This window comes from Amycolatopsis sp. NPDC004625 (genome assembly GCF_040609695.1).
In the GTDB taxonomy this organism is placed as follows: Bacteria; Actinomycetota; Actinomycetes; order Mycobacteriales; family Pseudonocardiaceae; genus Amycolatopsis.
The window spans coordinates 25,403-46,219 of the sequence record NZ_JBEXKX010000013.1; the positions used below are offsets into that span (position 1 = coordinate 25,403).

Consider the following 20,817-nt stretch of genomic DNA (forward strand, 5'->3'; position numbering starts at 1 on the left):
AGGTGCGCGGATGGGCGAGGTCAGGCTGCTGCCGATCGGCTTCGGCGTCGGTGACATGTGGGCGGACGACGCCGATTCCGCCCGGCTCGGCAGCCACGTGATCCGGGCCGGCGGCGAGTTCGTCCAGCTCGGTCCGCTGTCCTATGACATCTGGTGGCAGGCCCGCTTCCGGCGCGGACCGGGAGAACTCGTCGAGTGGGTGTCCGGTCAGGGCGTTCCCAGTCCGGCGACCGAAGTCGAGACACTGTTGTCCCGTGGGCTCCTGGTGGTTCTGCGACGCGACCTCAGACCGTTCGCCCGCGAACACCGGATGACCTCCACCGGGCTCGGCGGGGGCCGGCAAGGCGACGGAACGATGCTCGTGCTCGGCGCCGACACCCGGCCCCTGCTCCAGGTCGACCCGGTGACCTACCTCGCCTGGTCGCTCGCCGACGGCTCGACGGTCGGCGAGATCGCCGGGCAGATCGCCGGGAACGACCCGTCGCACCTCGAACGCGTGCTGACGCTGCTCGCCGAAGCACTCCCCGTGCTGGTCGCGCACGGCGCGGTGATCGTCGACCGTAGGGCGGTGAGGTGACGATGAACCGGGACCAGTTCACCGCCACCTCGCTGAAGGTGGTGTCCACTCTGTCCGCCAAGGCCCGGGTGGCGGCCGCGAGCTCGGCGGTCTACCTGCTGGCGAGCGGGCGGACGGCGCAGGGCGCGGCCGCTTCGGCCGTGGCTCCGCTGCTCAAGGAACTGAGCGACCACACGCTGGAAGCGGCCCGGAAGTACAGCGCCCGAGCCGCCCGCTCCGCTCGGACGCACCAGCGAAACCTCGAACCGCCACGGCGGCAAGCCGGCGCAGCGGACGGCAACCCGGCCCGCGCCGAGCGTGCACGCCGGACTCCGGAGCAACCGCGACGCCGGGATCGTCGCTGACGCCGCCCGTGCCCTAACCCTGCGAAATGTAGGCCTGCAGCTGTTCCTGGCTCTGCTCCAGCTGTTCCATCCGGTTCTTCACGACGTCCCCGATGGACACGATGCCCGCCAGGTGGCCGTTCTCCAGGACCGGGACGTGGCGGATGCGGCGCTCCGTCATCAGGACTGACAGCTGGTCCACCGAGTCGTCCGGGGTGCAGCTGGCCACCAGCTTCGTCATGATCTCCGACACCGGGCCGTCGAGGAGGGACGGGCCGTGGTCGTTGAGGCGGCGTACCACGTCGCGTTCCGAGACGATGCCCGCGATCGAGCCGTCGGGGGCGACCACGACCATCGCGCCGACGTTCTTTTCGGCCAGGGCGGCCAGCAGCGTGGTCACCGTCGTCTCGGGGGTGACCGTTGCGACCGCCGTCCCCTTCGTGCGCAGCAGATCCGCAATCCGCATGGCGATCCTTCCCGTCGGTGAGCTGGATCACCACAGGTTAGGGCCCGGCGGCGCCCCGCGAAAGTCCGGCAAACGGGGCGTCTTCGTGGTATTGGAACCGATTCAGCCGAGCCGTTCGGCCAGGCCGTCCAGCGCGAGCCGGATGCCGGCCGCGTAGTCGTCGTCGGCGAGGGCGTCCAGGCGGGTGCGGGCCAGGGCCAGGTGTTCGCGCGCCGCGGGCAGGTCGCCCAGCTTGCGGTAGTCCTCGCCGAGGTTGAGGTGCAGGGACGGGTAGAACCCGCGCACGGCCAGGGACGAGTGGTACTCCTGCGCCCGCGCGTCGGTCAGCGAATCCGCCGCGGCCAGGGCCCGCAGGTCCCACTCGAGCTCCTCGGCCGGGTCGTCGCAGACGTCGGCCATGTGGTGGGCCAGCGCGACGCGGTGCAGCGGGTCGCCGGCTTCGCCGATCGACGCCCACAGCTGCGCGAAGGTCGCGTACGCGCCGGCGCGGTCGCCGCCGATGTGCTGCCGCAGACCGGCGTCGATCGCCACCATCACGTCGTCGGTCATGCCGCTCCCCCGTCCGCCAGCGCCCGCAGCCGGGCCAGTCCCGGCTCGATCCGCTCGGCCGCGACCGCACCGTAACCGAAGACGAGCCCGTGCCGCCGCTCCCCCACCCCGAAGTCCCCCAGCGAGTACAGCCGTACGCCGTGCCGGCGGGCCGCGCGGACCAGCGGACCGCAGTCCGCCGCGGCGACCGCGCTGAGGTGCAGGCCCGCCGACGACGGCAACGGCGTCAGGAAGCCGGACGCGGCCAACGCCCGGCTCAGCAGATCGTGCCGAGCGAGGTAGACCTTCCGCATCCGCCGGATGTGCCGGGCGAAGCCGCCTTCGGCCATGAACGCCGCCAGCGCCGCCTGTTCGACGTTCGGCGCGTGCCAGTCGGTGAGGTAGCGGGCCTTGACCAACGCGGGCACCAGCGACGGCGGCGCGACGAGGAAGCCCAGCCGCAGGGCGGGCGAGAGCACCTTCGAAAACGATCCGACGTACACGACACGGCCCCGGGAATCCAAGCTGTGCAACGGTTCCAGGGGACGGCCGGTGTAGCGGAACTCGCTGTCGTAGTCGTCCTCGACGAGCACCGCGTCGGTGCGCTCGGCCCAGTCCAGCAGTTCCAGCCGGCGCTCCAGCGACATCGACAGGCCGAGCGGGTACTGGTGCGACGGCGTCACGTACACCAGCCGCGTCCCGGCCGGGATGGCCTCGACGACGATCCCGGACGCGTCCACCGGCACCGGCGCGACGCGGATGCCGCGGGCGCCGAGGACCAGCCGCGGCGGCGGGTAGCCGGGGTCTTCGACGGCGGCGAGGTCGCCGTGGCGCAGCAGCACCCGCGCGACGAGGTCGGTCGTCTGCTGGGCACCGGCGGTCACCACGACCTGCGCCGCGCTCACCCGGACGTCCCGCGAGACGCCCACGTGCCGGGCGATCTCGGCCCGCAGTGCGGCGTGGCCCTGCGGGTCGCCGTAGGTCATCAGGTCGGCTTGGCCGGCGCGCAGCCGCTGCGTGATCAGCCGCCGCCAGGTGTCGAACGGGAACATTGAGAGGTCCGGGACGCCCGGCCGGAAGTCGAACTCCGGCGCCGGGGCGAACGGCGCGGGCGGCGACGGCACGGCGTCCCACTCCGGGAGCGGCTGCACGCCCGGAGCGTCCAGAACCGGCGAAGGACGCTCCGCGGGCGAAGCCGTCACGAACGTGCCCGCGCCGACGCGCCCGGTGAGGAAGCCTTCGGCGGTGAGCCGGTCGTAGGCCGCGCTGACCGTCGTGCGGGAGACCGCCAGCCGCTGCGCGAGCTCGCGGGTCGGCGGCAGCGCCTCGCCGGGCCGGATCCGGCCGGCCAGGATGGCCGCGCGCAGCTGCCGGTAGATCGCGTCGCGGTGGCCGCGGGTGCCGGTCAGGTCGATGTGGATCTCCACCGGCCCGAGTCTAGATTGGCCCACGAAGGTTGCGCCAGATTTGGCACTGTTCGTGGTCCGCTGCGCGGCTTAGCGTGCCAGGCATGGATCTCCGCGAACTCGACCGCCGCACCCTGCTCGTCCTCGACGAGCTCGTCGCCGCCGTGACGCCCGCCGACCTCACCCGCCCCACGCCGTGCGCCGGCTGGACCCTGGCCGACCTGCTCCGCCACCAGGTCAGCGAAAACCACGCCTTCGCGACGGCGGCCCGCGAAGGCTCGGCCCCGGACTGGGACGCCGGTGACCTGGGCGACGACGCCCGCGCCGCGTACCGCGCGTCCGTCGACGACTTCCTCGCCGCCTTCGCCGGCGACGCCGTGCTGGAGCGGCAGCTGACCATCAACCACTTCGGCACGTTCCCCGGCTCGATCGCCGCGCACATGCACCTGGTCGACACGATCGCGCACGGCTGGGACCTGGCCCGCGCGCTCGGCCTGCCCTACGAGCCGGACGCCGAAGCCGTGTACGTCGCCACCAAGCTGGCCGAGCGGATCCCGGACGAGGGCCGCGAGAAGAACGGCTCGTTCGCCCCCAGCGTCGAGGTCCCGAAGGACGCGAGCGCCCTCGACCGGTTCCTCGCCCTCCTCGGCCGCGACCCGGCCTGGGTCAGCTGACTTCGGAGACCGGCGCGCTCCAGGTGTTGCACGCCTTTGTGGCCTTGCCGTCATAGCCGGCCTTCGCCCAGGACAGCTGGTGCTCGCGCGAGCCGTGGGTGTCGCTGTTGTCGGCGCGCCCGTAGTCGGCGACGGCCGCGTTCGCCAGCGACCGGCTGATCGAGCCCGAGCCGGCGACGGCGGCCAGGAACAGCGCGCCGAAGCAGTTGGCCTGCAGCTCGATCCGGCGGACGACCTCCTTGTCGGCCGTGCTGTTTTCGTCCGGCGAGGTCATCTTGTCCGCCGCCGCGGCCAGGATGCCGCTTTCGCGCTGCACGTGGTGGCCGTATTCGTGGGCGATGGTCGCGATGTGCCGGGCCTTGTTGAGGCCGGCGTCCGAGAGCATCCAGTCGGTCGGGGCGTAGATCGTCGTGTCGCCGCCGCAGTAGTACGCGACGGCTTCGTTCTCCGTCGGCGCCGCGCCGCACGCGCTGTGCTCCGGCAGCTTCACCGAGACGGAGACGAGCAGCCTCGGCTCGTTCGCCTTGTCCAGGGCCGGGCGCCAGGACTCCTGCAAGCAGTCGACGAGCTTGCCGTAGTACGCCTCGAGCTGGTCGGCGGCCCGGCCGAGGTCGGGGAGCGTGCACGTCGACGGCCCGGGCGTGATGCCGGCGTCGAGCAGCGGGTTGCGGGCCAGCTCCGGCACGGGCTTCACTTCCGAGCCGCCGCTGTAGGTGCGGCCGGTGTCGGCCCCTTGCGCGGCGAAGGCCTGCCCGTCGACCCGGCGCGGCATGGTCGCGGCGATCAGCGAGAAGGTCAGCACGGCGACCAGCACCCCGCCGACGGCGCCCCAGAGCCGGCTGCGCGGCGGCGCGATCGGGACGGGCGGCGCGGCGGCCCAGCTGGGCGCCCACGGGTTCGGCTCCGGCACCCACGCGGGTGCCGGCGGCCGGGCCGTCCCCGGCCACGGCGGTTCGGCGTCGTTCACGATCTCCCCCTGCTGTGTGGGACCAGCATACGGACCACCCGGGAGGCCGGGATCACGAAACGAACACGCCACCGGCTGGCTTCCCGGCCCTCGCGCAGGCGAAACTGTGGTCATGAGTGTGGAGGATCCTTACCTGTGGCTGGAAGACGTGACCGGCGAGGACGCGCTGGACTGGGTGCGCGCCCGCAACGACGAGACGCTGGACGAGCTGACGACGGGTGCGCGCTTCGCCGAGCTGCGTGACGAGTTGCGCGAGGTGCTCGACGCCGACGACCGGATCCCGTACGTGCGCCGCCGCGGGGCGTTCTTCTACAACTTCTGGCAGGACGCGAGCCACCCGCGCGGCCTGTGGCGCCGGACCACGCCGGAGTCCTACCGGCAGGCCGAGCCCGAGTGGGAACTGCTGCTCGACGTCGACGCGCTGGCCGAAGCCGAGGGCGAGAACTGGGTCTGGCAGGGCGCCACCGTGCTGCGCCCGGACTACCGGCGCGGGCTGGTCGAGCTGTCCCGCGGCGGCGCGGACGCCACCGTCGTCCGCGAGTTCGACCTCGACGCGCACGAGTTCGTCGAGGACGGCTTCACCGTGCCGGAGGCGAAGACGCGCATCGGCTGGATCGACGAGGACCGCGTCTACCTCGGAACGGACTTCGGCCCGGGTTCGCTGACCAGCTCCGGCTACCCGCGGCTGGCCAAGGAGTGGCGCCGCGGCACGCCGCTCTCCGAAGCCGTCACGGTCTTCGAGGGCAAGCCCGACGACGTCTCGATCGGTGCGTCCCACGACCCGACCGAGGGCTTCGAACGCGACTTCGTCAGCCGCGCGATCGACTTCTACCGCTCCGAACTGCACCTGAAGACGGCCGGCGGGCTGGTCAAGATCGACGTCCCGGACGACGCGAGCGCGTCCGTGCACCGCGAGTGGCTGCTGGTGCGGCCGCGGACCGCGTGGACCGTCGGCGGCACCGAGCACCCGGCCGGCTCGCTGATCGCCATCGGCTTCGACGCCTTCATGGCCGGCGACCGGGACTTCACGACGCTGTTCACGCCCGACGAGCACACCTCGCTCGGCTACTGGGCCTGGACGCGCCACCACCTGCTGCTCGGCACCCTGCGCGACGTCCGCACCGAGCTGCGCACGCTGACCCCGGGCCCGGACGGCTGGCAGGAGGCGCCGCTGGCCGGCGGGCCGGAGTTCGGCAGCGCGGACATCTTCGACACCGACCCCGACGTCAGCGACGAGTACCTGATCGACTCCAGCGGCTTCCTCCAGCCGTCGACGTTGAGCTTCGGGCACGTCGGCGAAGAGGTCGAAGTGCTGAAGCAGGCTCCGGCATTCTTCGACGCTTCGGGCATGAACGTCGCGCAGTACTTCGCGACGTCGGAGGACGGCACGAAGATCCCGTACTTCGTCGTCCGGCCGTCCGGCGCCGAAGGCGGTCCGACGCTGCTGACCGGCTACGGCGGCTTCGAGATCTCGCTGACGCCGTCCTACAGCGGGATGATCGGCCGCGGGTGGCTGGCCCGCGGCGGCACGTACGTCGTGGCGAACATCCGCGGCGGCGGCGAGTACGGGCCCGGCTGGCACACCCAGGCGATCAAGGCCGAGCGCCACCGCGTGTACGAGGACTTCGCCGCGGTGGCCGCGGACCTGGTCTCACGGGGCATCACGACACCGGCGAAGCTCGGGATCCAGGGCGGCAGCAACGGCGGCCTCCTGATGGGCGTGATGCTGACGCGCTACCCGGAGCGGTTCGGCGCGATCGTCAGCCAGGTGCCCCTGCTGGACATGCGCCGCTACCACCTGCTGCTGGCCGGGGCGTCCTGGATGGCCGAGTACGGCGACCCCGACGACGCCGCGGAATGGACGTACATCTCGCGGTACTCGCCGTACCAGAACGTCCACAGTGGACGCGACTGTCCGCCGTCGCTGTTCGTGACGTCGACGCGCGACGACCGCGTGCACCCCGCCCACGCCCGCAAGATGGTGGCGCGGATGAGCGAGCAGGGCCACGACGTCCGTTACCACGAGAACATCGAAGGCGGCCACGGCGCCGCCGCGGACAACGAGCAGCTGGCGTTCAAGTGGGCGCTGGTGTTCGAGTTCCTGTGGGAGCAGCTCACGAAGTGACCCACGCGAGCACGACGCCGCCGACGATCAGGGCCAGCGCGGCCGCCCGGCCGAGGCTCATCGGGTCCTTGTTGACGACGACGCCGAGCACGATCGCACCGACGGCACCGATCCCGGTGAACACCGCGTAGGCGGTGCCCACCGGGACGGTGTCCATCGCGCGCGACAGCAGGTAGACGGCCGCCGCGCCGAGCACGAAGCACAGCAGCGTCGGCCAGGGCCTGGTGAAGTTCTCCGTCGGTTTGATGCTCTGCGACCAGGCGATTTCGACGAGCCCGGCGACGACCAGCGTGATCCAGCCCATGGGGGCCTCCTCCCAGTTACCTTCCTCAACTGGACACGGTGTCCACTTATTCCTAAGGTCGGTCAGATGCCCGAACGCGCCGACGCGGCCCGCAACCGCGCCAAGATCCTCGCGGCGGCCGAGGAGCTGTTCACCACCCGCGGCGCGGCCGAGGTGACGATGGACGACATCGCGCGGGCGGCCGGCGTCGGCCGCGGGACGCTGTACCGCCGCTACCCGGACCGGGCGGCGATCGCCGTCGCCCTGCTGGACGAGCACGAGCACCGGCTGCAGTCGTCGGTGCTCCGCGGCGACCCGCCGCTGGGCCCCGGCGCCCCGCCGGCCGAGAGGCTGGCCGCGTTCTACACGGCGATGGTCGAGCTGCTGCAGCGGCACGCACCCCTGGTGCTGGGCGCGGAGGTCGGCCACTCCCGCTTCACGACCGGCGCGTACGGGTTCTGGCGCGCGCACGTCCGGGTCCTGGCGGAGGCGGCCGGCGCGGCCGATCCCGACGTCCTGGCCGACGTGCTGCTGGCCCCGCTGGCGCCGGAGCTGTTCTTGCACCAGACGTCCCGGGGCGTGCCGCCGGAGCGGATCGCCGCGACGCTGAGAACGCTGGCGACGCAGTTGCGCTGACCCGGTTTCCGAACCGGTCGAAGGTCAGCGGCGCCCGGACGGAGTCGGGCACCTCGCGGATTTCGGGCCGGGTCAGGGCCCGCTGCGCGGCCGCGATGGATTCCGACCAGACGAGCTCGTGCCGGCAGCAGGGTCGGCCGGACGCGGTCCGGGCTGGTGGTGGCGTGCCGGACCAGCTGCGGTGCGGAGGACGATCAGGCCGTCGTCGCAGGCCCAGCGGCGTTGCCAGGCCAGAACGGCGAAAATCGCGATGACAAGGAATTCAAAGCGTGGCGTTTCTCGCGGCGTAACGCGGTTTTCGCGCGCCGTGCGGCCGGCCGGGGTGGTGGCCACCCCGGCCGGGTGCAACCGTCAGCTACAACCCGAAGTCGCGCCGCAGCCTTCGCAGGCGTAGCACGAGCCTGCCGGGCGCATCTTCGTGCCGCACGTCATGCACAGGGGCGCGTCCGCCGCCTTGCCGAGGCGGAGCTCCATCAGCTCCGTCGTCGTCTGGGCTTCGCGGTGCGGGTGGTCCGGCTCCTCCGCGTGCGGCTCCGGGGAGGCGTCCACTGTGGACTGCAGGGCCTCCAGGTCGACGCCCGGGTTGCCGTACGTCGCCTCCACCTCGGCCGACCGCTCGTCCGCCGAGAGGATGCCCAGCTGCGAACGCTTTTCGTACGGCAGGTAGTCCAGGGCCAACCTGCGGAACAGGTAGTCCATCACGCTCGTCGCGATGCGGATGTCCGGGTCGTCGGTCATGCCCGCCGGCTCGAAGCGCAGGTTGCTGAACTTCGAGACGTAGAACTCGAGCGGGATGCCGTGCTGGAGGCCGACCGAGATCGACATCGAGAACGCGTCCATCACGCCCGCCAGGGTCGAGCCCTGCTTGCCGAGCTTGACGAAGATCTCGCCGAGGCCGTCGTCCGGGTACGAGCCCGCCGTCAGGTAGCCCTCCGCGCCGCCGACCGTGAACGACACCGTCTGGCTCGGGCGCTTCTTCGGGAGGCGCTTGCGCACCGGGCGGTACTCGACGACCTTCGCCGGCTCCGCGGTCTCCGACGGCTTCTTCGCCGTCGACAGCGGCTGGCCGACTTTGCAGTTGTCGCGGTAGATCGCGAGGGCCTTGAGGCCGAGCTTCCAGCCCTGGAAGTAGATCTCCTCGACCTCTTCGACCGTCGCCGACTCCGGCATGTTGACCGTCTTGGAGATCGCGCCGGACAGGAACGGCTGCACCGCGGCCATCATCCGGACGTGCCCCATCGGCGCGATCGAGCGCTCGCCGACCGCGCAGTCGAACACCTCGTAGTGCTCCGGCCGCAGCCCCGGCGCGTCGACCACGTGACCGTGCTGCGCCACGTACTCGACGATCGCCTCGACCTGCTCGTCCAGGTAACCCAGCGCGGTCAGCGCGCGCGGCACCGTCTGGTTGACGATCTGCATCGACCCGCCGCCGACCAGCTTCTTGAACTTGACCAGCGAGAAGTCCGGCTCGATGCCGGTCGTGTCGCAGTCCATCATGAAGCCGATGGTGCCGGTCGGGGCGAGCACCGACGCCTGCGCGTTGCGCCAGCCGTGCTTCGTCCCGATGTCGATGCCCTTCTTCCACTCCTCGGTCGCCAGCGCGCGGACGGCGGCGTCGTTCGAGTGGTAGGTGCGGACCAGCTCGTTCGCCGCCGCGTGCTTGCGCATGACGCGCTGGTGCGCCTCGGCGTTGCGGGCGTAACCCTCGTACGCGCCGACCGCCCGGGCCAGCTCGGCCGAACGCCGGTAGGAAACGCCCGTCATCAGCGACGTGATCGCCGCCGCGAGCGCGCGGCCGCCTTCGGAGTCGTACGCGTGGCCCAGCGCCATCAGCAGGGCGCCGAGGTTGGCGTACCCGATGCCGAGCTGGCGGAACTTCCGCGTGGTGTCGGCGATCGGCTCGGTCGGGAAGTCCGCGAAGCAGATCGAGACGTCCATCGCCGTGATGACGAACTCGACGGCGCGGGCGAACAGCGGCGCGTCGAACGTGCCCTCGGGCGTGACGAACTTGAGCAGGTTCAGCGACGCCAGGTTGCAGCTGGAGTTGTCGAGGTGCATGTACTCGCTGCACGGGTTCGACGCGGTGATCCGGCCCGACTCGGGGCAGGTGTGCCAGTCGTTGATCGTGCCGTCGTACTGGATGCCGGGGTCGGCGCACTCCCACGCGGCCTGCGCGACGTCGCGGAACAGCTTCTTCGCGTCGGTCCGGTCGATGACCTCGCCGGTGAGCCGGGCGCGCAGGCCGAAGTCGGTGCCGTTCTCGACCGCCTGCATGAACTCGTCGGACACGCGGACCGAGTTGTTCGCGTTCTGGTACTGCACGGAGGAGATGTCCGCGCCGGAGAGGTCCATGTCGAACCCGGCGTCGCGGAGGACCTTGATCTTCTCCTCTTCGCGGGCCTTCGTCCGGACGAACTCCTCGATGTCCGGGTGGTCGATGTCGAGCACGACCATCTTCGCCGCGCGCCGGGTGGCGCCGCCGGACTTGATGGTGCCCGCGGACGCGTCGGCGCCGCGCATGAACGAAACCGGGCCGGAGGCGGTGCCGCCGGAGGTGAGCAGCTCCTTCGAGGAGCGGATGCGGGAGAGGTTGAGGCCGGCGCCGGAGCCGCCCTTGAAGATCAGGCCCTCCTCGCGGTACCAGTTGAGGATCGACTCCATCGTGTCGTCGACGGCGAGGATGAAGCACGCGCTGACCTGCTGCTTCGACGGCGTGCCGACGTTGAACCAGACCGGGGAGTTGAAGGAGAAGACCTGGTGCAGCAGCATCCAGGTGAGCTCGTGCTCGAAGATCTCGAGGTCCTGCGGCGCGGCGAAGTAGCCGTGGTCGCGCGCGGCCTTGACGTAGGTCTTCACGACCCGGTCGATGAGCTGCTTGAGGCTGCGCTCGCGCTGCGGGCTGCCGACGGCGCCGCGGAAGTACTTGCTGGTGACGATGTTGGTGGCGTTGACCGACCAGAAATCGGGGAACTCGACGCCGCGCTGCTCGAAGTTGACCGAGCCGTCACGCCAGTTCGTCATGACGACGTCCCGCTGCTCCCAGGTGACCTGGTCGTACGGGTGCTGCCCCTCGGTGGTGAAGACGCGCTTCACGCTGATCGCGCCGGACGGCTTGCTCTTCTTGCCGGCGGCCGCGCCGGCTCCCGTGTCCACGGTTTCGGTCATCGGTTGAACCCTCACTCCCGCAGCGGGACGGCTCAGTCGCCGTCTTCGCGCTGATCGCTCTCCTCCTGGGCAGCAGCACCCGCCATGGCCTCACGGAGATCGGCGATCTCCTTCTCGAAGTCCTCGACCGACGAGAAGGAGCGGTAGACACTGGCGAACCGGAGGTAGGCGACCCCGTCGAGCTCACGCAGCGGGCCCAGGATGGCCAGGCCGACCTCGTGACTCGGGATCTCCGCCAGCCCGGCGGAGCGGATCGACTCCTCCACGCGCTGCGCGAGCTGCTGCAGCGCGTCGTCGTCGACCGGCCTGCCCTGGCAGGCGCGGCGGACGCCGCTCACCACCTTGTCCCGGCTGAACTGTTCGGTGACCCCGGACCGCTTGACGACGGCGAGCACCATCGTCTCCGAAGTCGTGAACCGCCGTCCGCACGACGCGCACGAGCGCCGCCGGCGGATCGCCTGGCCTTCATCCACCTCTCGGGAGTCGACGACCCGGGAGTCCGCATGCCGGCAGAACGGGCACCTCATCCGCCGATCACCTTCCCCTCACGGCCGGCCGCCCCGGTCGACGTCCCGCGGCCACCATGCACCCCTGCACCTGGTGATCGTTTTGTGGACATCCGGTGGGTAAACGCCGACCAGCTGTGGACAACTGCTGCCCAGTCTACCCCAACCTGTGGACCAACTACAGCGGTGTAACTACTACATATAGCGGGGGAGAGTAGAACTCGGCGGGGGCGTGCGCAAGCCGCCGGGGCGTGTCGGGCCACGCCCGGGTGAGAACGAGGCCGCCTCGCCGCGGTGACGGGATCGCGCCGGTGCGCGGAGCCGGACGACGGAGGTGGCCGCCACCCAGGTGGAGCAGTGGGCCGGGGGCGGTTCAGGCGGGTTCGGGGGCCCGGCTGGGCGCGGTGGCGGATTCACTGGAGCGGGTGATCTTCAGCCGGACGGGGGTAGGGGTCGGGGGCTCGGGTAAGCCGCGAGCATCACGACAGACCGCCCGCCTTCACAGCGCAGCGTCGGCAACCCGGGTCCGGCCTGCCTGGCGACCGCGGAACCGCCCGCCGTCACGGTGCCGGGTCGGCGGCCGGGACCGTCAGCGGCAGACCCGGCACGAGAACACCGCGGTCCAGCCGGTTGAGCTCCTTGATCCGTGCGACCACCGCGCCCGGCTCGCTCTCCGGTGCGAACCGTGCGGCCAGCGATGCGAGCGTGTCGCCCTGCTTGACCGACACCGTCGCGGTCCGCTCGGGCACCGGGGCGCTCTGCGCGCCGCCGCCGAACAGGCCCAGGCCCGTCACCACCAGGCAGCTGCCCACCGCGAGGGCGGCCAGCCACGGCCACCGCACGCCCACCCGGCGGGGCGCCGCGCAGGGTGAGCCGGCCGGGCGGCGGCCCGCGACGACCCTCGCGCGGGTCGGCGGGCGCTGGACCTCGCCGCGCCGCCCGCGCAGTACGCGCACGGGACGGAGCGGCGCCGGGACCGGGGTCGCCGGGCGGGCGTGCCCGCGTTCGGCCAGAATGGACATCCGAACCTCCTCGAAACCCTGGTGTCCGCCCGATTCCCGGACCGGGAGCGGCCCGTGGATCAAGGTCGAACAGGCGTTCTATCGAACGCCCGTGCGAAGGTCTACCACCTGCCACCGACAAAATCGAGCGGACACGGCGTGTCGATCGAACAGATGTTTGAAATCGTCGTGCCCGGGGGCTAACGTCGGTGACCAGGGCATCTGCCGGGCAGATGCCGCCGGCGAGCGTGCCCGCACCCCGCGGGCGGCGGCCGGCGCGCAGATACGTGCAGCGAACGTCTGGGAGGCGACGCAGTGGCGAAGGAGAACAAGGCGGGCAGGACCAGCGGGTCCCCCGGCGACTCGGGCAAGGTGCACGCCATGCCCGAGGTGTACGACGTGGACGAGACCCTCACCGTCCGCCAGCAGCAGGTCCTCGACGTGATCCGCTCGTGGGTGAGCCGGTTCGGCTACCCGCCGAGCGTGCGCGAGATCGGTGAGGCGGTCGGGCTGACGTCGACGTCGTCGGTCTCCCACCAGCTGCGTGCCCTGCAGCGCAAGGGCTACCTGCGCCGCGACGCGAACCGCCCGCGCGCGGTCGGGGTGCTCTCGGCGACCGACGACAACCCCATGGGCATCGAGATGGACCAGCAGCCGGTCATGCCGAAGGCGGCGTACGTGCCGCTGGTCGGCCGGATCGCCGCCGGTGGCCCGGTGCTGGCCGAGCAGGCCATCGAGGACGTCTTCCCGCTGCCGCGGGAGATCGTCGGCGAGGGCGAGCTGTTCCTGCTGAAGGTCACCGGCGACTCGATGGTCGACGCGGCCATCACCGACGGCGACTGGGTCGTGGTCCGGCAGCAGCCGGACGCGGACAACGGCGAGATCGTCGCGGCGATGATCGACGGCGAAGCCACGGTCAAGACGTTCAAGCGCAAGGGCGGCCACATCTGGCTGATGCCGCACAACGAGGCGTACGAGCCGATCCCCGGCGACGACGCCACGGTGCTCGGCAAGGTCGTGGCCGTACTGCGCCGCCTCTGAGGAACCGCTCCCGGGCTTTCGCACGGCCCGGGAGCTTCACCGGATCGGATGATCTTCGGCCGTGGGGAGCCGAGGGTCAGCGGCGGGTGCGGCGACGCAGCTTGCCGAAGCCGAACCAGCCGAGACCGACCACCGCGAGCGTGATCCCGGCCGCGGGCAGGATGGGGAGCCCGGCCCCGTCCCCCGCCGAACCGGACGACGCGCTCGTGCCGTTCGAGGTCGTTCCCTCCGCCGGTGCGCCGGACTGCGCGGCCAACGCCGCCGCGCCCCGCACCGCGCGGAGGGGCTGGCCCACCCCTTCACTGCCGGAGAGCAGCGTCCCGTCGGGGTCGAAGGCGATCGCCTCGCCCTGCTTCTCCCCCGGCAACGGGATGCGGACCGGCCGGCGCCGCAACGCCGCCGGCACGTCCCCGTCCGGGGCCGCGTAGACGTACGCGTCCGTGTACGTCCGCAGGGCCACCACTGTGCCGTCCGCCGACGAGGCGCCGCCCGTCACCAGGACCGAGCCGATCGAACCCACCGGGCCGCCCTGGGTGTCCGTCTCCGGGATCTTGACCGTGCCGACCTTCTCCAGGTTGGTCGGCCCCGGGCTCGCCAGCGGCCCCGACGGGCGGTACACCCGGGCCTCGCCCAGGATGTCCTTGGTGATCAGGTACGGCGTGCCCGCCTTGTCCATGATCAGCGCTTCGGTGTCGTGCTGGCCGTCCGGGTACGTCAGCCGGTGCAGGGTGAGCTTGCCCTGCGGGCTCAGCTCCAGCAGGGCGACCGTCAGCCGGCCTTTCTTGTTGTCGCCCGTGTCGGACAGCCACAGCGTGCCGTCCGGGGTGCGGGCCAGGTCCTCGACGTCGAACGGGTCCGTCTTGTCGGTCAGGACCTGCTGCACCTTGCAGTCGCGGCCCAGCACGAACACCTGGACCTTGCTGCCGCCGTCGTTGATCGCGTACAGCCGCTCACCGTCGGAGGCCAGGCCCGACAGCTCGCCGATGCGGCTGTCCTTCACCGTGCACAGGGACTCGGGGGCCGGCGCCGCCGAAGCCGGCACCGGCCCGCCGAACACGGTCAGAGACACTGCCGCAAGAGCGACGACCCAGCGCACCCAGCCACCTCCGTAGTGTGCGACCTCTCCAGCCGCACCCTACGGAGACGTCTCAGGCCCCGGTCGAGTTGGTCTCGTACTCGCGCAACGCCGCCGCGAGGTCCGGGCGGACCCGCACCAGCAGGCGCGTGCCCTCCTCGGCGTGCTGCTCTTCGAGGACCTCGCCGTCCGCGTGGGCCCGCGCGACCAGCTCGCCGCGCGCGTACGGCACCAGCACGTCGACCGTGACCTCCGGGCGCGGCAGGCGCTCGGCGATCACCTCGACGAGCTCCGCGATGCCCGCCCCGGTCCGGGCCGAGACCTGGACCGAACCGGCCAGCGCGTGCCGCAGCCGGGCCAGGCTGACCTCGTCGGACGCGTCGGTCTTGTTGATCACCAGCAGCTCCGGCGGCAGCGGCTCCTTGCGCTTGCGGGTGATCTCGCCGAGCACCTCGCGCACCGCGCTGACCTGCTCTTCGGGCGCCGGGTCGGACCCGTCCACCACGTGCACGAGCAGGTCCGCGTCCGCGGCCTCCTCCAGCGTCGAGCGGAACGCGTCCACCAGCTGGTGCGGCAGGTGCCGCACGAACCCGACGGTGTCGGTCAGCGTGTAGCCGCGGCCGTCCGGCGTCTGCGCGCGCCGGGTGGTCGGGTCGAGGGTGGCGAACAGCGCGTCCTCCACCAGCACCCCGGCCCCGGTCAGCGCGTTGAGCAGGCTCGACTTGCCGGCGTTGGTGTAGCCGACGATCGCCACGCTGGGCACCTCGTTGGCCAGCCGCCGCCCGCGCTTGGTCTCGCGGATGGTGTCCATCGCGGCGATCTCGCGGCGCAGCTTCGCCACGCGCTTGTTGATCCGCCGCCGGTCGGTCTCGAGCTTGGTCTCACCGGGACCGCGCAGGCCCACGCCGCCGTTCGCGCCCCCGGCGCGGCCACCGGCCTGCCGGGACAGCGACGCACCCCACCCGCGCAGGCGCGGGATCAGGTACTGCAGCTGGGCCAGCTCGACCTGCGCCTTGCCCTCCTTGGACCGGGCGTGCTGGGCGAAGATGTCGAGGATCAGCGCGGTCCGGTCGATGACCTTGACTTTGACCTTCTCCTCGAGCTGCCGCAGCTGGCCCGGCGAGAGCTCGCCGTCGCAGATCACGGTGTCGGCGCCGGTGGACCCGACGATGTCCCGCAGCTCCCGCACCTTGCCCGAGCCGATGTAGGTGGCCGGGTCCGGCTTGGTCCGCCGCTGGATGAGTCCTTCGAGGACCTCCGAGCCCGCCGTCTCGGCCAGGCGCGCCAGCTCGGCCAGCGACGCCTCGGACTGCAGGGCCGTGCCCTCGGTCCACACGCCGACCAGCACGACGCGTTCCAGCCGCAGTTGCCGGTACTCGACCTCGGTGACGTCGTCCAGCTCCGTGGACAGTCCCCGGACCCGGCGCAGCGACGCCCGGTCTTCGAGCTCCATTTCGCCTGTCGACGGGTCGCCGTCGTACAGGTCGTCGTCGTGGTCTCCGGTGTGTGTCAGTTCTGTCATCGTGCCTCCATGTTCCCACGACTCGGCGCGGGAACCGAACTATTACGTGCTGGGATAGGTGGCGAGGTAGATCGCGGTGCGCTCGGCGCCGGGACGGCGGGGACGCGCGCGGAACTCCTCGAGCAGGGCGTTGAGCCGGGTTTCCAGCTCCGCCCGCTCCTCGGGGGCCACCTGGACGACCAGGCGTGTCTGGTGCACGCCCTCGAATCCGGTCTCGGCGATCTCGGCGAGGTACGCCTCGAGCATCGCCTGGTCCAAGCCGTTGTCACCGCATGAGTCGAGTGTCCACGAAAGCCCCGTCGAAAGATACGGGATTTCTCTGGCGCCCCGGGCTCCGCGGCGCGGCGGCTGGGCGGCGAGGAACCCGGTCTCGACGAGTTTGCGCACGTGGTGCAGGGTCGTCGCCGGGTCGCGGCCGAGCCGCTGCGCGAGCTCCTTGTTCGTCAGCGCCTCCGAGAAGGTCAACCGGATGATGCGCAGCCGTATTCCGGAAGCCAGCGCGGCAGCCTCGGCTTCGGTGGCGGGACGTCGATTCTCGGGTGGCACGGCGGACAGCTTAGAGCGAACAGTGATTGACACTTTCCAATCACTCACGCCACACTCGGGGACCATGCACAGGGGGTCACTCTTCCGCCACGCCGACTTCAGACGGCTCTTCGCCGGCGACACGGCCAGCCAGTTCGGGGTGTTCGTCGGCAACACCGCCGTCCCGCTGCTGGCCGCCGTGACGCTGGCCGCGACGCCGTTCGAAATGGGCCTGCTGACCGCGGCCGAGACGCTCGCGTTCCTGCTGATCGGGCTGCCCGCCGGCGTCTGGGTGGACCGGCTGCGCCGCCGCCGGGTCATGCTCACCGCCGACTTCATCCGGTTCGCCCTGCTGCTGAGCGTGCCGGTCAGCTGGTGGGCCGGCGTGCTCACGCTCGCCCAGCTGCTGGTCGTGGTGCTGTTCGTGGGCATCGCGACGGTGTTCTTCGACATCGCGTACCAGTCGTACCTGCCCTCCCTCGTCGGGCGGGAGCACCTCATGGAAGGCAACGCGAAGCTGCAGGCCGTCCAGTCGACCGCGCAGATCGCCGGGCCGAGCGCCGCCGGCGTGCTGGTCCAGCTGGTGAACGCGGCGAGCACGGTACTGGTCACCAGCCTCGGCTTCCTGACGTCGGCGCTGTGCCTGCTCCGCATCCGGACGCGGGAACCGGTGCCGGAGCGCGACGGCCACGCCCGGCTGCTGCCGCAGATCGCCGAGGGACTGCGGTTCGTCTTCTCCGACAAGCCGCTGCGGGCGATCGTGGGCACCACGGCGACCGCCAACTTCTTCGGTGGCGCGTTCGCCGCCGTGCAGGTGCTGTTCCTGACCCGGACCGTCGGGCTGCCACCCGCCGCGGTCGGCGTGCTGCTGGCGATCGGCGGCGCGGGCGGGATCCTCGGCGCGCTCTGCTCGGCCGCGGTCACCCGCCGGCTCGGCCAGTCGCGGGCGATCTGGCTGGTTCCGCTGGTCACCATGCCCGGCCACCTGCTGATCCCGCTCGCCGGGCCGGACTGGCGGCTCGGTCTCGCCGGGCTGGGGCTCGTCGCCGGCGGGTTCGGGATCATCGTCTACAACGTCGCGCAGGTCTCCTACCGGCAGGCGATCTGCCCGGACCGCCTGCTCGGCCGGATGAACGCGAGCGTTCGGTTCGTCGTGTGGGGCACGCTGCCGCTGGGCGGCCTACTGGGCGGCGCGCTCGGCGAAGGACTGGGGCTGCGGGGCGCGATGTGGGTGGCGGTCGCCGGTGAGGTCGCCTCGGTGCTGTGGGTGGTCTGCTCGCCGCTGCGGAAGATGCGCGACCTGCCGACCGAGGCGAAAACCGGTTCCGGCGCCGCCTAGAGTTGCTTCATGAGTACCCCGTACGAACGCCCGCGAGTCCCGGACAAGGTCGGTGTCGACGGTCTGGAGGCCAAGTGGGTACCCGTATGGGAATCCACCGGTGCCTACCGCTTCGACCGGACGAAGACCCGGGACGAGGTCTATTCGATCGACACTCCCCCGCCGACGGTCAGCGGGTCGCTGCACATCGGGCACGTCTTCTCCTACACCCACACCGACGTCCTCGCGCGGTTCCGGCGGATGCGCGGTCGCGAGGTCTTCTACCCGATGGGGTGGGACGACAACGGCCTGCCGACCGAACGCCGGGTGCAGAACCACTTCGGCGTCCGCTGCGACCCGTCGCTGCCCTACGACCCGGACTTCCGCGCCCCGGAGAAGCCGGGCAAGGACGTGGTCTCGATCTCGCGGCGCAACTTCGTCGAGCTGTGCGAAACCCTGACCGAGACCGACGAGAAGGTCTTCGAAGAACTGTGGCGGCGGCTCGGGCTGTCGGTCGACTGGACGATGACCTACCAGACGATCGGCCACGACTCGCGGCTGATCTCGCAGCGCGCGTTCCTGCGCAACCTGGAGCGCGGCGAGGCGTACCAGGCCGAAGCGCCGACACTCTGGGACGTCAGCTTCCGCACCGCCGTCGCCCAGGCCGAGCTGGAGGACCGCGAACGCCCCGGCGCCTTCCACGACCTGGCGTTCACCGGGCCGGACGGCGAAGACGTGGTGATCGCCACGACCCGGCCGGAGCTGCTGCCCGCCTGCGTGGCCCTGGTCGCGCACCCGGACGACGAGCGGTTCCGGCCGCTGTTCGGGAAGACCGTGCGGACGCCGGTGTTCGGCGTCGAGGTGCCCGTGGTGGCGCACCACCTGGCGGATCCGGAGAAGGGCCGCGGCATCGCGATGGTGTGCACCTTCGGCGACACCACCGACGTCACGTGGTGGCGCGAGCTGCGCCTGGCGACGCGGGTGGTGCTGGGCCGCGACGGGCGGTTCCTGCCCGACGCGCCGCACGGCGTGCCCGCGGCGGCGTACGCGCCGCTGGTGGGCAAGACCGTCCACAGCGGACGCGAGATCGTCGTCGGCCTGCTGCGCGAAGCCGGTGCCCTGCGCGGTGAGCCGCGGCCGATCACACACGCGGTGAAGTTCTACGAAAAGGGCGACAAGCCACTGGAAATCGTCGCCAGCCGGCAGTGGTACCTCCGCAACGGCGGCACCGACCCGGTGTTCCGCGAGAAGATGCTCGCCCGCGGCGAAGAGCTGAACTGGGTGCCGAAGCACATGAAGGTGCGCTACTCGTCGTGGGTCGAGAACCTCGCCGGCGACTGGCTGGTGAGCCGGCAGCGGTTCTTCGGCGTGCCGATCCCGCTGTGGTACCGGCTCGACGACCAGGGCGAGCCCGGGTACGACACGCCGCTGCTGCCGGACTCCCTGCCGGTCGACCCGAGCAGCGACGTCCCGCCCGGGTACACCGAAGACCAGCGCGGTGTGCCCGGCGGGTTCACGGCCGACCCGGACGTGATGGACACCTGGGCGACGTCGTCGCTGACGCCGCAGATCGTCGGCCGGTGGAGCGTCGACGACGACCTCTTCGCCCGGATCTTCCCGATGGACCTGCGGCCGCAGGCGCACGAGATCATCCGCACCTGGCTGTTCTCGACGGCGGTGCGCGCGGAGCTGGAGCACGGCGTGCTGCCGTGGCGGGCGACGTCGATCGCGGGCTGGGTGCTCGACCCCGACCGCAAGAAGATGTCGAAGTCCAAGGGCAACGCGACGACCCCGGTGGACATGCTGGAGCGGCACGGTTCGGACGCGGTGCGCTACTGGGCGGCGAGCGCGCGGCCCGGCGTCGACACGGCGGTGGACGAGGCTCAGATGAAGGTCGGCCGCCGGCTGGCGACGAAGCTGCTCAACGCGAGCCGGTTCGTGCTCGGCCTCGGCGTGCCGGTGCCGGGCGCGACCGCCACCGAGCCGCTGGACCGGGCGCTGCTGGCGGCGCTGGCCGTCGTCGTCGAGCAGGCGACCGCGGCGCTGGAGGACCTGGACTACGCGCGGGCCCTGCAGGTCACCGAGACGTTCTTCTGGACGTTCTGCGACGACTACGTGGAACTGGTGAAGGGCCGGGCCTACGGCGACCGGGGTGACGACGCGGCCCAGTCCGCGCGGGCGGCGCTGGTGACGGCGTTGTCGGCGTTGCTGCGGCTGTTCGCGCCCTTCCTGCCGTTCGCGACCGAGGAGGTCTGGTCGTGGTGGCGGCCGGGGTCGGTGCACCGGGCGGCGTGGCCGGTCCCGGAAACCGGCGACGGTGACCGGGAGCTGCTGCCGCTGGCGAGCCGGGTGATCGCGGCGGTGCGGCGGGCGAAGACGGACGCGAAGGTGTCGATGCGCTCGGCGGTGGACGTGCTGACGGTGACCGGCCCGGCCGAGGTGCTGGCCGGGTTCGCGCTGATCGAGCCGGACGTCCGCACCGCGGGTGCCATTGCCGGCGTCACCACCGGCGAAGGGGATTTCTCCGTCGAAGCAAAGGTCGGCGAGCCGTCGTAGTATCGCCGGGAAAACAATCGGGAAGAAATTCATTCACGGCTGCAAAAGAATCATGGCCGTGAATGTATCAGGGCGGGTGCACCGGGCGTCTCTACCTTCGATCGTCGCGCGACGATCGATCGG

General features: G+C 71.5%; 19 protein-coding genes. 8 read left to right on the forward strand and 11 right to left on the reverse strand.

Features of this window, described 5'->3' with window-relative positions:
• The first annotated feature begins 10 nt into the window (after positions 1-10).
• Positions 11-577: a hypothetical protein gene (locus tag ABZW17_RS16850; RefSeq protein ID WP_354814237.1), complete on the forward strand. Its 567-nt coding sequence runs from the start codon at positions 11-13 to the stop codon at positions 575-577.
• Positions 574-921, forward strand: coding sequence for a hypothetical protein (locus ABZW17_RS16855; protein WP_354814239.1), 348 nt, complete (start codon positions 574-576; stop codon positions 919-921). Before ABZW17_RS16850 ends, ABZW17_RS16855 begins: the two co-directional genes overlap by 4 nt.
• A gap of 13 nt (positions 922-934) precedes the next feature.
• On the opposite strand, the gene ABZW17_RS16860 is transcribed toward ABZW17_RS16855, so the two are convergent.
• The 3 genes from ABZW17_RS16860 to ABZW17_RS16870 all read right to left on the reverse strand — a co-directional run bounded on the left by ABZW17_RS16860 (position 935) and on the right by ABZW17_RS16870 (position 3,321).
• Positions 935-1,366, reverse strand: a complete 432-nt coding sequence (locus ABZW17_RS16860; RefSeq protein ID WP_354814241.1) for a CBS domain-containing protein — start codon at positions 1,364-1,366, stop codon at positions 935-937.
• A 102-nt stretch (positions 1,367-1,468) separates the two neighbouring features.
• The gene (locus ABZW17_RS16865) at positions 1,469-1,915 is read right to left on the reverse strand and encodes a hypothetical protein (RefSeq protein WP_354814243.1); all 447 of its coding nucleotides are present in this window, start codon (positions 1,913-1,915) and stop codon (positions 1,469-1,471) included.
• Entirely contained in the window at positions 1,912-3,321 is a 1,410-nt protein-coding gene (locus ABZW17_RS16870) for a PLP-dependent aminotransferase family protein (protein WP_354814245.1), read from the reverse strand. Before ABZW17_RS16870 ends, ABZW17_RS16865 begins: the two co-directional genes overlap by 4 nt.
• Positions 3,322-3,404: 83 nt before the next feature.
• Here ABZW17_RS16870 and ABZW17_RS16875 point away from each other — a divergent pair, with 83 nt between their 5' ends.
• Positions 3,405-3,974: a TIGR03086 family metal-binding protein gene (locus ABZW17_RS16875; RefSeq protein ID WP_354814247.1), complete on the forward strand. Its 570-nt coding sequence runs from the start codon at positions 3,405-3,407 to the stop codon at positions 3,972-3,974.
• Here the strand turns inward: ABZW17_RS16875 and ABZW17_RS16880 are convergent.
• Positions 3,967-4,941 (reverse strand): neutral zinc metallopeptidase, encoded by a 975-nt coding sequence (locus tag ABZW17_RS16880; protein ID WP_354814249.1) that lies wholly within the window; start codon positions 4,939-4,941, stop codon positions 3,967-3,969. The two genes, ABZW17_RS16875 and ABZW17_RS16880, sit on opposite strands and share 8 nt — an antisense overlap.
• Positions 4,942-5,053: 112 nt before the next feature.
• On the opposite strand from ABZW17_RS16880, the gene ABZW17_RS16885 reads away from it, so the two are divergent.
• On the forward strand, positions 5,054-7,066 hold the full coding sequence (locus tag ABZW17_RS16885) for a prolyl oligopeptidase family serine peptidase (RefSeq protein ID WP_354814251.1): 2,013 nt from the start codon (positions 5,054-5,056) through the stop codon (positions 7,064-7,066).
• Here ABZW17_RS16885 and ABZW17_RS16890 read toward each other — a convergent pair.
• Positions 7,056-7,370 carry a multidrug efflux SMR transporter gene (locus ABZW17_RS16890; RefSeq protein ID WP_354814253.1) on the reverse strand — a complete coding sequence of 105 codons (315 nt, stop codon included), beginning with the start codon at positions 7,368-7,370 and terminating at the stop codon, positions 7,056-7,058. The two genes, ABZW17_RS16885 and ABZW17_RS16890, sit on opposite strands and share 11 nt — an antisense overlap.
• Positions 7,371-7,436: 66 nt before the next feature.
• On the opposite strand from ABZW17_RS16890, the gene ABZW17_RS16895 reads away from it, so the two are divergent.
• On the forward strand, positions 7,437-7,985 hold the full coding sequence (locus ABZW17_RS16895) for a helix-turn-helix domain-containing protein (protein ID WP_354814255.1): 549 nt from the start codon (positions 7,437-7,439) through the stop codon (positions 7,983-7,985).
• A gap of 351 nt (positions 7,986-8,336) precedes the next feature.
• On the opposite strand, the gene ABZW17_RS16900 is transcribed toward ABZW17_RS16895, so the two are convergent.
• The 3 genes from ABZW17_RS16900 to ABZW17_RS16910 all read right to left on the reverse strand — a co-directional run bounded on the left by ABZW17_RS16900 (position 8,337) and on the right by ABZW17_RS16910 (position 12,678).
• Positions 8,337-11,150, reverse strand: coding sequence for a vitamin B12-dependent ribonucleotide reductase (locus tag ABZW17_RS16900; RefSeq protein ID WP_354814257.1), 2,814 nt, complete (start codon positions 11,148-11,150; stop codon positions 8,337-8,339).
• 32 nt (positions 11,151-11,182) lie between these two features.
• Positions 11,183-11,677, reverse strand: a complete 495-nt coding sequence (gene nrdR, locus ABZW17_RS16905) for a transcriptional regulator NrdR (protein ID WP_103351568.1) — start codon at positions 11,675-11,677, stop codon at positions 11,183-11,185.
• Between the two features lie 539 nt (positions 11,678-12,216).
• Positions 12,217-12,678: a LysM peptidoglycan-binding domain-containing protein gene (locus tag ABZW17_RS16910; protein WP_354814260.1), complete on the reverse strand. Its 462-nt coding sequence runs from the start codon at positions 12,676-12,678 to the stop codon at positions 12,217-12,219.
• 360 nt (positions 12,679-13,038) lie between these two features.
• Here ABZW17_RS16910 and lexA point away from each other — a divergent pair, with 360 nt between their 5' ends.
• The gene (lexA, locus tag ABZW17_RS16915) at positions 13,039-13,698 is read left to right on the forward strand and encodes a transcriptional repressor LexA (protein ID WP_051736098.1); all 660 of its coding nucleotides are present in this window, start codon (positions 13,039-13,041) and stop codon (positions 13,696-13,698) included.
• A 76-nt stretch (positions 13,699-13,774) separates the two neighbouring features.
• On the opposite strand, the gene ABZW17_RS16920 is transcribed toward lexA, so the two are convergent.
• From ABZW17_RS16920 to ABZW17_RS16930, 3 genes are read right to left on the reverse strand one after another with little or no spacing between them, the layout of a single operon-like run.
• Positions 13,775-14,794, reverse strand: a complete 1,020-nt coding sequence (locus ABZW17_RS16920; protein WP_354814262.1) for an esterase-like activity of phytase family protein — start codon at positions 14,792-14,794, stop codon at positions 13,775-13,777.
• A gap of 52 nt (positions 14,795-14,846) precedes the next feature.
• The gene (hflX, locus tag ABZW17_RS16925; protein ID WP_354814264.1) at positions 14,847-16,295 is read right to left on the reverse strand and encodes a GTPase HflX; all 1,449 of its coding nucleotides are present in this window, start codon (positions 16,293-16,295) and stop codon (positions 14,847-14,849) included.
• 42 nt (positions 16,296-16,337) lie between these two features.
• On the reverse strand, positions 16,338-16,841 hold the full coding sequence (locus ABZW17_RS16930) for a winged helix-turn-helix domain-containing protein (protein ID WP_354814266.1): 504 nt from the start codon (positions 16,839-16,841) through the stop codon (positions 16,338-16,340).
• Between the two features lie 64 nt (positions 16,842-16,905).
• Between ABZW17_RS16930 and ABZW17_RS16935 the strand changes: the two genes are divergently transcribed.
• Together ABZW17_RS16935 and valS are read left to right on the forward strand one after the other, a co-directional pair.
• Positions 16,906-18,159, forward strand: coding sequence for an MFS transporter (locus ABZW17_RS16935; RefSeq protein ID WP_354814268.1), 1,254 nt, complete (start codon positions 16,906-16,908; stop codon positions 18,157-18,159).
• A gap of 9 nt (positions 18,160-18,168) precedes the next feature.
• Positions 18,169-20,694: a valine--tRNA ligase gene (gene valS, locus ABZW17_RS16940; RefSeq protein WP_354814270.1), complete on the forward strand. Its 2,526-nt coding sequence runs from the start codon at positions 18,169-18,171 to the stop codon at positions 20,692-20,694.
• The last annotated feature ends 123 nt before the right edge of the window (positions 20,695-20,817 follow it).

Excerpts from the sequence above, each read along its gene's own strand:
- ABZW17_RS16890 (WP_354814253.1), bottom strand. The coding sequence starts at position 7,370 with ATGGGCTGGATCACGCTGGTCGTCGCCGGGCTCGTCGAAATCGCCTGG.
- ABZW17_RS16850 (WP_354814237.1), top strand. The coding sequence starts at position 11 with ATGGGCGAGGTCAGGCTGCTGCCGATCGGCTTCGGCGTCGGTGACATG.
- ABZW17_RS16885 (WP_354814251.1), top strand. The coding sequence starts at position 5,054 with ATGAGTGTGGAGGATCCTTACCTGTGGCTGGAAGACGTGACCGGCGAG.
- ABZW17_RS16900 (WP_354814257.1), bottom strand. The coding sequence starts at position 11,150 with ATGACCGAAACCGTGGACACGGGAGCCGGCGCGGCCGCCGGCAAGAAG.
- valS (WP_354814270.1), top strand. The coding sequence starts at position 18,169 with ATGAGTACCCCGTACGAACGCCCGCGAGTCCCGGACAAGGTCGGTGTC.
- ABZW17_RS16935 (WP_354814268.1), top strand. The coding sequence starts at position 16,906 with ATGCACAGGGGGTCACTCTTCCGCCACGCCGACTTCAGACGGCTCTTC.
- ABZW17_RS16910 (WP_354814260.1), bottom strand. The coding sequence starts at position 12,678 with ATGTCCATTCTGGCCGAACGCGGGCACGCCCGCCCGGCGACCCCGGTC.
- ABZW17_RS16860 (WP_354814241.1), bottom strand. The coding sequence starts at position 1,366 with ATGCGGATTGCGGATCTGCTGCGCACGAAGGGGACGGCGGTCGCAACG.
- ABZW17_RS16875 (WP_354814247.1), top strand. The coding sequence starts at position 3,405 with ATGGATCTCCGCGAACTCGACCGCCGCACCCTGCTCGTCCTCGACGAG.
- nrdR (WP_103351568.1), bottom strand. The coding sequence starts at position 11,677 with ATGAGGTGCCCGTTCTGCCGGCATGCGGACTCCCGGGTCGTCGACTCC.
- lexA (WP_051736098.1), top strand. The coding sequence starts at position 13,039 with ATGCCCGAGGTGTACGACGTGGACGAGACCCTCACCGTCCGCCAGCAG.
- ABZW17_RS16865 (WP_354814243.1), bottom strand. The coding sequence starts at position 1,915 with ATGACCGACGACGTGATGGTGGCGATCGACGCCGGTCTGCGGCAGCAC.
- ABZW17_RS16895 (WP_354814255.1), top strand. The coding sequence starts at position 7,437 with ATGCCCGAACGCGCCGACGCGGCCCGCAACCGCGCCAAGATCCTCGCG.
- hflX (WP_354814264.1), bottom strand. The coding sequence starts at position 16,295 with ATGACAGAACTGACACACACCGGAGACCACGACGACGACCTGTACGAC.